Annotated in this window: 10 protein-coding genes and 1 pseudogene; 3 read left to right on the top strand and 8 right to left on the bottom strand. The window is 70.2% G+C overall.

Translation table 11 applies throughout. The features are described from left to right. From CRT23_RS24595 to CRT23_RS24575, 5 genes and pseudogenes are all read right to left on the bottom strand, one after another. Window positions 1–190 (bottom strand): annotated as a pseudogene (locus tag CRT23_RS24595) (porin family protein); the annotation flags it as partial. A 488-nt stretch (window positions 191–678) separates the two neighbouring features. Then, window positions 679–1,422: a di-trans,poly-cis-decaprenylcistransferase gene (locus CRT23_RS24590; RefSeq protein WP_103712196.1), complete on the bottom strand. Its 744-nt coding sequence runs from the start codon at window positions 1,420–1,422 to the stop codon at window positions 679–681. Between the two features lie 64 nt (window positions 1,423–1,486). Then, entirely contained in the window at window positions 1,487–1,855 is a 369-nt protein-coding gene (locus tag CRT23_RS24585; RefSeq protein ID WP_103712195.1) for a transcriptional regulator, read from the bottom strand. Beyond that, on the bottom strand, window positions 1,842–2,513 hold the full coding sequence (locus tag CRT23_RS24580) for a hypothetical protein (protein ID WP_245436563.1): 672 nt from the start codon (window positions 2,511–2,513) through the stop codon (window positions 1,842–1,844). Before CRT23_RS24580 ends, CRT23_RS24585 begins: the two co-directional genes overlap by 14 nt. 111 nt (window positions 2,514–2,624) lie before the next feature. Further along, on the bottom strand, window positions 2,625–3,353 hold the full coding sequence (locus CRT23_RS24575; RefSeq protein ID WP_103712199.1) for an aspartate/glutamate racemase family protein: 729 nt from the start codon (window positions 3,351–3,353) through the stop codon (window positions 2,625–2,627). A gap of 260 nt (window positions 3,354–3,613) precedes the next feature. Between CRT23_RS24575 and CRT23_RS24570 the strand changes: the two genes are divergently transcribed. Beyond that, on the top strand, window positions 3,614–5,302 hold the full coding sequence (locus CRT23_RS24570) for a DEAD/DEAH box helicase (RefSeq protein ID WP_103712194.1): 1,689 nt from the start codon (window positions 3,614–3,616) through the stop codon (window positions 5,300–5,302). A gap of 105 nt (window positions 5,303–5,407) precedes the next feature. Beyond that, window positions 5,408–6,502: a GGDEF domain-containing protein gene (locus CRT23_RS24565; RefSeq protein ID WP_245436561.1), complete on the top strand. Its 1,095-nt coding sequence runs from the start codon at window positions 5,408–5,410 to the stop codon at window positions 6,500–6,502. A 21-nt stretch (window positions 6,503–6,523) separates the two neighbouring features. Here the strand turns inward: CRT23_RS24565 and CRT23_RS24560 are convergent, their stop codons facing one another. Continuing rightward, the gene (locus tag CRT23_RS24560) at window positions 6,524–6,901 is read right to left on the bottom strand and encodes an iron-sulfur cluster assembly accessory protein (protein ID WP_103712192.1); all 378 of its coding nucleotides are present in this window, start codon (window positions 6,899–6,901) and stop codon (window positions 6,524–6,526) included. A gap of 156 nt (window positions 6,902–7,057) precedes the next feature. On the opposite strand from CRT23_RS24560, the gene CRT23_RS24555 reads away from it, so the two are divergent. Next, window positions 7,058–7,654 (top strand): Uma2 family endonuclease, encoded by a 597-nt coding sequence (locus CRT23_RS24555; protein ID WP_103712191.1) that lies wholly within the window; start codon window positions 7,058–7,060, stop codon window positions 7,652–7,654. 6 nt (window positions 7,655–7,660) lie between these two features. Here the strand turns inward: CRT23_RS24555 and CRT23_RS24550 are convergent, their stop codons facing one another. Together CRT23_RS24550 and CRT23_RS24545 are read right to left on the bottom strand one after the other, a co-directional pair. Continuing rightward, window positions 7,661–8,041, bottom strand: a complete 381-nt coding sequence (locus CRT23_RS24550) for an SUF system Fe-S cluster assembly protein (protein ID WP_055954150.1) — start codon at window positions 8,039–8,041, stop codon at window positions 7,661–7,663. 68 nt (window positions 8,042–8,109) lie between these two features. Beyond that, window positions 8,110–9,354, bottom strand: coding sequence for a cysteine desulfurase (locus tag CRT23_RS24545; protein WP_103712190.1), 1,245 nt, complete (start codon window positions 9,352–9,354; stop codon window positions 8,110–8,112). Window positions 9,355–9,357 lie beyond the last annotated feature (3 nt).

Raw genomic sequence — 9,357 nt, 5'->3', positions numbered from 1 at the left:
TGACGGTCGGCTGGCTGTTGCTGGAGGCGTCGAAGCCGTAACCGGCGTTGAAACCAGCGTAGAAGCCGGTCCAGGTGAACACCGGCACCGGCACGAACACCGGGGGCGCCGCGCGGCGCGGAAGGTCGGCGGCCGAAGCGACGGCAGTCAGGCCGGCGAGCACGGTGGAGGCGAGAATCAGTCTTTTCATTGGTTTACCTGGTCCTGGTTGGCGAGAGCCGGCGCGCTTGTAGTCCCTGGCCGACGCGAGGTCTGTCGCTTTCCTGCAACAAGGCCACCTCTTAGGCCCCCAGATGTCAAAGAAGGGTAAAGGTTAGCGATCGGTCATCCTGACCTTTGTGTGCGGGTGCCATCACGCACATCCACGAGAAACAAGTGATCCGCGGTTTGCGCGGGCCTTGTTGAAATCAAGACCCCGCTCAACACTTTCTTGAGATGTCAAAGATCGGCAAAATCTTGCCGAGAGTTGGTTCGCGCCGGTGTTTTCTTGCCTGTCGGTCAAGGGGGTGCCTTGCCGGGCTGCCCAGGCAGGCTGCGCGGGCGCGACCTGCATGGTGGCGCGCGGGCAAGCCTTGCCCCCACCCCGCCGCCCGAGGATCCCGAGCCCCGGTCGCCGCCGCGCCTGCCTTCGGCGCGACCCGTGAGTCCTCCTGCGCGGCGAACGGGATGGCGCAGGCGTCAGGCGGCGCGGGCGGGCGCGGCGAGGCCGCCGAAGCGGCGGTGTCGCCCGGCGAAGGCCGCCAGCGCGGCGGCGAGGTCGTCCGCATCGAAGTCCGGCCAGTGCGTCGATGTGAAGTACAATTCCGCGTAGGCGCTCTCCCACAGCAGGAAGTCCGACAAGCGCTGCTCGCCGCTGGTGCGGATCACGAGGTCGACATCCGGCACCGCCTCGCCGCTGACCGCACGTCCGAAGGCGGCGGCCGAGGGCGGTCCGGAGTCCGCCAGCGCCGCGTCGGCCGCCAAGGCTGCGGCAGTCGCCAAGGTCGCGGCGGCCGCCAGGATCGCCGCGCGGCCGGAATAGTCGATCGCCACGCGCAGGTGCAGGGCGGTGCCCGTCGCGGTCAGGCGCTCCGCCCGCCCGATGGCTTCGGTGAGACCGTCCGGCAGGCGGTCGCGCCGGCCGATCACGCTGAGGCGGATCCCCGCGCGCGCGAGGCGCTCCGCCTCGGTTCGGAGGTAGCGCCGCAGCAGGCCCATCATGCCGGCCACCTCCTCCGGCGGTCGACGCCAGTTGTCGCTGGAGAAGGCGTAGAGCGTCAGCGTGCCGATGCCGGCACCGGGCGCCGCCGCCACGACCCGCCGGGTCGCCGCGACGCCGGCCCTGTGGCCCGCCAGGCGCGGATAACCGCGCTCGGTCGCCCAGCGGCCGTTGCCGTCCATGATGATACCGACGTGAAGTTGGTTCTGCAGAGCTCTTTGCATTGTAAAGTTTCCGGGTAAATGGAGAACGGATCTCGGACGTCGGGCGCGCGAGTGTGCGGCTGGGTCAGGCCGGCTGCGGCCGGCCTCCGGGTTGGGGGGCGCGCTCGGTCGCTTCGGCGGCGTCGCGGACCACGCGCTCCAGCACGGCGAGGTAGTCGAGGAAGCGGCCGCGCCCGGCGGCGGTCAGGCCGCAGGTGGTCTGGGGCCGGTTGCCGTCGTAGCCCTTGCGGATCTCGACGAGCCCCGCCTCCTGCAGCACCTGGAGGTGCCGGCTGAGATTGCCGTCGGTGAGGCCGCAGAGCTGCTTCAGGTCGGAGAAGGCGAGCCCCTTCGGATGCGCGATCAGGGAGGTGAGGAGACCGAGGCGGGCCTTCTCGTGGATGACCCGGTCGAGCCCGTCATAGGCGAAGGGGGCAGCCTCACGCGTCGCCATCGGCCGCCTCCGAGGCCGGGTGACGGATCGGGGCTTGGTGCGTGATGGAGAGTTGGTGGGGAATGGACGCTTGGCGGATGACGAGCGCCATCAGCCCCTGCCCGATCCCGAAGGGCAGCCCCATCGCCCAGGGCAGGAGGGCATGGCTCTCGGCCGTCAGCACCAGGACCGCGAGGCCCGCCACGAGGTACCAGGCGCCCACCACGGCGACCCCGCGCGGCATGACCCGGGCCCCGGCGAAGATCCCGAGGCTGACCAGCACCGGCCACAGGCCGGGCAGCAGCCACAGTGTCTCGGGCGAGACCCGCGCCAGCACCAGGGCGAGAAGTGCACCGGCGGCGCCGGCCGGCAGGAACTGCTCCACCGCGTCCCCGATCATCGCATCGGCGAAGCCGCCGCTGTGGCGGCGGGCCCGGGCCCGCATCTCCCAACCGACGAGGCCGAGGGCGCCGAAGGCGGTGGCGATCCAGCCGCCGAAGAAGAGCAGGGGCTGCGCCGTCGGATCCTCGAGGAAGAGGCTCTGCGCCGTGGCGGTGATCAGCGCCAGGCCGGCGGTGGCCGCGAAGGCGGCCGCGCCATAGCCCCGGAAGGCGCTGCCGCGCACCAGCTGGGCGCGGATCGCGACGATGTCGGCCAGGGCCTTGTCCAGATCCGTCATGTCCTGCGTCCTACTCTGCGACGCAAAGTATATGGGCCGGCAAAGTCGATGCAAGCGATTTCTTTGCGCTGCAAAGTGATCGGGGCCCTGCGCGGAACGAAGCCGAGGGCGTCAGTCCCCCGCCAGCAGGGCGGCGAGGGCCGTCGACAGGCCGTAGCTCGCCAGCGGCGGCGCCTCGCAGGTCCGGCGCTCTCCCCCGGCGCCGGCGGCGAGGACGGCGCGGGTCCCGGCCTCCACCGAGCAGAGGACCGGCGCCGGGACGGCGGGCTGGATCCGTGCCGCGAGGCCGGCCAGGGCCGCGCCGCCGAGGATCACCGCCTCGGCGCCGTCCTCCCGAACGCAGGCGCTGCAGGCCGCCGCGAGGAGGCCGAGGGCCGCCTCCGGGTCCGCGGCGATCTCGCCCCCCGTGGGCGCGACGGTGCGCACGCCGGTGAGGTGATCGCCCAGGCCGAGGCCGGCGACGAACTCCGACAGCATCGGTCCCCAGAGGACGCCGCCCGTGACGATGGCGAAGCGCCGGCCGCCCGCATGGGCGGCCCGGCAGGCGGCGTCCGCCATCCCCACCACGGGCACCGGGGAGACCTCGCGCAGGGCGGCGAGGCCGGGATCGCCGAAACAGGCGAGGTAGACCGCATCGCAGCCGGCCCCGTGCTCGGCGAAGGCGTCGAGGGCGGCGTGCCCGGCGATCGCCGCCGCTGCGCGACTGGAAATGTAGCGGGCTCCGAAGCGTCCCGTGGCGGGCACCAGGGTGACGCCCGGCCCGGCAATCGCCCGGACATGGCCGGCCACGAGGTCGGTGACCGATGCGGTGGTGTTCGGGTTGATGAGCAGGATGCGCAGGGCGGTCGGGCCTCGTCCAGGGAGGGGGTGATGGCCCGAGCAAGGGGCCTGCCAGGGCGGGCGGCGGATCACGGGCTTGCGGATAAGCCGTCCTGCTGGGGTTCCCCTCGATTGACAAGGCCGTGCAAGGGCCTAAGTGTCCCCGCAACGCGTGTGCGCGGCGGGTCGTGTGTCGAAGCCGCCCCTGATGCCAGCCGTCGCCGTGTCGATGTCCTCCGCGCCGGTTGGTCCATTCCCGCGCGCAACGGTTCTCATAGAATATGTCTTTTGCCGACCTCGGATTGAGCGACAAGGTCCTCCAGGCCGTCACGGCGGCCGGTTATTCCGAGCCCACGCCGATCCAGGCCCAGGCCATCCCCCACGTGCTCGCGCGCCGCGACGTCCTCGGCATCGCCCAGACCGGCACCGGCAAGACGGCGGCCTTCACGCTGCCGATGCTGACGCTGCTGGAGAACGGCCGCGCCCGGGCCCGCATGCCGCGCACGCTGATCCTGGAGCCGACCCGCGAGCTCGCGGCCCAGGTGGTGGAGAATTTCGACCGCTACGGCATCAACCACAAGCTCAACGTCGCCCTCATCATCGGCGGCGTCTCCTTCGCGGAGCAGGACGCCAAGCTGATGCGCGGCACCGATGTGCTGATCGCGACGCCGGGCCGGCTCCTCGATCATTTCGAGCGCGGCAAGCTGCTGCTCACGGGCGTCGAGCTCCTCGTCATCGATGAGGCCGACCGCATGCTCGACATGGGCTTCATCCCCGACATCGAACGCATCGTGAAGATGGTGCCCTTCACGCGCCAGACCCTGTTCTTCTCCGCCACCATGCCGCCGGAGATCGAGCGGCTGGCCGACATGTTCCTGCACACGCCGCAGCGGATCGAGGTGGCCCGGCCCGCCTCCACCGCCTCGACCATCGTGCAGAAGCTCGTGGCGACGAGTTCCGAGGGGCACGAGAAGCGCGACCTCCTGCGCCGCCTGATCCGGGGCGAGGCCGAGCTGAACAACGGCATCATCTTCTGCAACCGCAAGCGCGACGTGGCGCTGCTGCAGAAGTCCCTGGCGAGCCACGGCTTCAACGTGGCTGCCCTGCACGGCGACATGGACCAGCGGGCCCGCACCATCGCCCTCGACGGGTTCCGCTCGGGCGAGGTTCCGCTCCTGGTGGCCAGCGACGTGGCGGCGCGTGGCCTCGACATCCCGGCGGTGAGCCACGTCTTCAACTTCGACGTACCGCATCATCCGGAAGACTACGTGCACCGCATCGGCCGCACCGGCCGCGCCGGTCGCGCCGGCAACGCCTTCACCCTGGTCAGCCGGGCCGACGAACGGTCGCTCCACGCCATCGAGGCGCTGATCGGCCAGCCGATTCCTTGGGCGGAGGGCGACCTCGCCTCGGTGCCCGAATCCAGCCCCTCGGCGGAAGGCGAGTCGACGCGCACGCGTTACCGCGGCAAGACCGGCCGGCAGGTTCGCGGCGGCGAGGCCCGCCGCTCCGAGGGTCGCAAGCCCGAGGGCCGGACGTCCGAAGCCCGCACGTCCGAGAGCCGGAATCCCGAGGGACGGGCCGCATCGGCCGGCCGCTCGGAGCCGAAGGCCGAGGGCGCCCGCTCCGAGGGGAGGCCCGAGGCCGGCGACCGGCCGGAGGTGTCCGCCGAGGCGCGTGCGCCCAGGCGGGAGGGACGCCGGGACGGACGGAGCGGGCGGTCGTCCCGCCGGGGTTCGTCCGAGCGTGCGGCCCCGGAGGCGGAGGTCGCGCAGGACGTCGCCGCCGCACCCGCGGCCCAGGCTCCGCAGCGGGCCTCCCGGCCCGAGCGCACGGCCGAGCGGCCCCGCGACGAGCGTCGCGCGCCGCGGCGGCGCGGCGACGAGGACGAGGGCGACACGCCCGTCGGTCTCGGCTCGCACGTGCCGGCCTTTCTGTTGCGTCCGGCCGTGGTCAAACCCTCAAAGTAACGTGACCCCATAAGTCGTTCGTCCGGGCGAACCTTAACCGCATCTCCACGAACGTTTCCGCATGATGCGATCCTGCGGAAACGCTCCGCTCCGGGATTGGGCCGGATGGATGAGACGGTTGGACGAACGATGGGCGGCAGTCAGGGCGACCACGAACGGAGCTTTGCGCTGGCCGAGCGTGCCAATGCGCTGATCCGTGATTATGGACCGTCGGCGGAGCCGCGCGCCTACGCGGTCTGGTACGCCTACGTCTCCGGCACGCAGCCACACATGAACGACGCTCTGAAGCGCCTGACGGCGGTCTCCGGGCGCCTGACCGAGGCGGATATCGACGGCCTCTACGCGGCCTATCTCGATCCCTCCCGCCTGTCCTCCGCCACCGAGCGCGCGAGCAGCAGCGTGCTGTCGGAGATCGCGGGGGTGATGGAGGTGCTGGATCTCTCCCTCGGCTCGACCACCCAGTACGATGCGTCGCTGCGCGATCTGGCCAAGGATCTCGACGGGACGGTCCCGACCGCGGCCAGCGTGCACGCCATCGTGGCCGCCCTGGTGGCGACCACCCGCGAGGTCACGGCCAACAACCGTACCCTTGAGGCGCGGATGCGCGAGAGCCGGCGCGAGATCGAGACCCTGCGCGAGACCCTGGAGGCGACCCGCCTCGAGAGTCTCACCGATCCGCTCACGGGATTGTCGAACCGCAAGCACTTCGAGGATAGCCTGTACCAGCTGGTGCAGGGGGCCTCCCCCGCGGCGCCGGCCTGCCTCATCGTCGTCGACGTCGACTCGTTCAAGCGCTTCAACGACGTCTACGGCCACATCACCGGCGACCAGGTGTTGCGCCTCGTGGCCATGGTCATGCGCGAGCACGTCAACACCCGCGCCGTCCTCGCCCGCTTCGGCGGCGAGGAATTCGCCATGCTGCTGCCCGCCACCAGCCGGACGGCGGCCTACGCGGTTGCCGAGACGGTGCGAACCAGTGTGATGGCCCGTGAACTCGTGAAGCGCTCCACCGGCGAATCGCTCGGCAAGATCACGATCTCCCTGGGGGTCGCGGTGCATCGCCCGGGCGACACCGCAGTGTCCCTGCTCGAGCGTGCCGACCAGTGCATGTTCAGGGCCAAGCGCGACGGCCGCAACCGCACGGTCGACGACGCCGACATGGACGCGTCGGGCGTCGCGGATCTGTCGAGCGTCGCCTGACCCTGCGTCCGGCCGGGCGCCTCAGGCGCCGGCGTGGACCGCCTCGGGGTTCACCGGGGTGATCGCCACGGACTCGCCGCAGCCGCAGGCCGAGGTCTGGTTCGGGTTGTTGAACACGAACTGCGACGAGAGCTTGTCGGTCTGGAAGTCCATCTGCGTCCCCAGCAGGAACAGCAGCGCCTTCGGATCGACGAAGACGGTGACGCCGCGATCCTCGACCTTGTCCTCGCCGGGCTTCTGCCCGTCGGCATATTCCATGGTGTAGGACATGCCGGCGCAGCCGCCGTTCTTCACGCCGACCCGGACGCCCGCGATCGGCTGGTCCGCATCCGCGATGATCGCCTTGATCCGGTCGGCGGCCGCGTCGGTCAGCGACAGGACCTTGAACTTCGATGCCATGATGTCTCTCCGACGGCCGGGTTCAAGGCCCGGGCGGGTGAGGGTGATTGAACCCGGTTAAGATAAGGATTGCGGAGCCTGCGGTCCATGGCCGACCGCGCAGGAAGCGATGCCGTGTGGTAGAGTGGTATGAGGGAAGGCAGGGAACCGATCGTCATGGCCGACTCCGCACGCCTTACCATGACACCCGAGGATTTCTTCGTCTGGCAGCGCGATCAGGACGAGCTCGACGAACGCGTCGACGGCCAGCCGGTGCCGCGGCATCGGATGATGACCGGAGCCAGCATGCAGCATGATCGGGCGACGGTGAACGTCATCGTCAGTCTCGGGACGCAGTTGCGTGGGACGTCCTGCCGTCCGACGACCGCCGATATTGCGCTCCGGACCAGCATCCGGGGCCTGCGCAGGCCCGATGTGATGGTCGAATGCGCGCCTCTGGTGCCGGATACTTACGAGGCGCGAGAGCCGAAGCTGGTGGTCGAGGTGGCATCGCCATCGACCACGACGATCGACCAGACGCGGAAAGTCGAGGACTCCAAGCGCCACCCGACCCTGGCCTCCATTCTCCTCGTCGAGACGCTGAAGCCGCAGGCCCTGCTCTACCGGCGCCTCGGCGACGGATGGGACATCGAGACCTTCGAGGGGCTCGATGCCGTCATCGCCCTCCCGGAGATCGGCGCGACCCTTTCGCTGGCGGAGATCTATGACGGCTTGAGCTTCCCGCCGCGCCGGGATCTCGCCGGCGCAGGCTGATCCCCGCTACCACATGTCCAGGGCGACGCGGGCTTCGTCGGACATCCGGCTCTGGTCCCACGGCGGGTCGAACACCATGGTGACGGCGCAGGACTGCACGCCCGGCACGGCGGCCACGGCGGTCTCGACCCAGCCCGGCATCTCGCCGGCGACGGGGCAGCCCGGCGCGGTGAGGGTCATGTCGATGGCCACCTTGCGGTCGTCGGCGATGTCGACCTTGTAGATCAGGCCGAGCTCGTAGATGTCGGCCGGGATCTCGGGATCGTAGACGCTCTTCAGGGCGACCACGATGTCGTCGGTCAGGCGGTCGAGCTCCTCGGGCGGGATCGCCGAGTCGCTCGCGATGGTGGGGGTATTGGCCCCGCCGGTGATGGCCGAATCGCTCATGGGTGTGTCCTCGTCTCGGGGCGGCGCCCCGGATCGCGCTTCCGCGACCCGCGCGCCGCCGGAATGCGTCAGGCGAACATCATCTCGGCCTTGGCCAAGGCCTCGGCGAGGGCGTCCACTTCCTGCGTGGTATTATACAGGCCGAAGGAGGCGCGACAGGTGGAGGTCGCGCCGAAGCGGGTGAGAAGAGGCATGGCGCAGTGCGTCCCCGCCCGGATCGCGACGCCGTAGCGGTCGATCACGGTGGCGATGTCGTGGGCATGCGCCCCCTTCATCTCGAAGGCGATGACGCCACCCTTGTCCCGGGCCGTCCCGATCATCCGCAGGGAATTCATCGCGCCGAGGCGATCCTGCGCATAGGCGAGCAGGGACGCCTCGTGGGCGGCGATCCGGTCGCGCCCGACGCCCATCATGAATTCGAGCGCGGCACCGAGCCCCACCGCCTCGACGATCGCCGGCGTGCCGGCCTCGAAGCGGTGCGGCGGATCGTTGTAGGTGACCGAATCCTGGCTGACCGTGCGGATCATCTCGCCGCCACCCTGGTAGGGGGGAAGCCGCTCCAGCCATTCCTTCTTGCCGTAGAGGACGCCGATGCCGGTGGGGCCGTAGACCTTGTGGCCGGTGAAGACGAAGAAGTCGCAGTCGAGCGCCTTCACGTCGATCGGCGTGTGGACGGCGCTCTGGGCCCCGTCCAGGAGCACCGGCACGCCGTGGGCATGGGCGATGCGCACGATCTCCCGGGCCGGCGTCACCGTGCCCAGCACGTTCGACATGTGGGTGATCGCCACCATCTTGGTGCGGGGCGTGAACAGCTTCTCGTACTCCTCGACGAGGAAGTTGCCCGCGTCGTCCACGGGCGCCCACTTGATCACCGCCCCCCGCCGCTCGCGCAGGAAGTGCCAGGGCACGATGTTGGAATGGTGCTCCATGATCGAGAGGATGATCTCGTCCCCGTCCCCGATCAGGCCGGCCCAGCCCATGGACGAGGCCACGAGGTTGTAGGCCTCGGTGGCGTTGCGGGTGAAGATGATCTCGTCGGTGGAGTCGGCGTTGAGGAACTGCCGCGTGGTCTCGCGCGCGCCCTCGAAGCCCTCCGTGGCGGCGTTCGCCATGAAGTGCAGGCCGCGATGGACGTTGGCGTAGCCCGTCTCCATGCAGGTCACCATGGCGTCGATGACGGCGCGCGGCTTCTGTGACGAGGCCGCGTTGTCGAGATAGACGAGCGGCCGGCCATAAACCTTCTCGGCGAGGATCGGGAACTGGGCCCGGATCGCCTCGACGTCGTAGGGGGTGTTCGGGACGGGTGCGTTCATAGG

This window comes from Methylobacterium sp. V23 (assembly GCF_002917135.1).
GTDB lineage: Bacteria > Pseudomonadota > Alphaproteobacteria > Rhizobiales > Beijerinckiaceae > Methylobacterium.
Note: the sequence above shows the minus strand (reverse complement) of the source record. Positions and strands in the feature narration are given on the sequence as shown.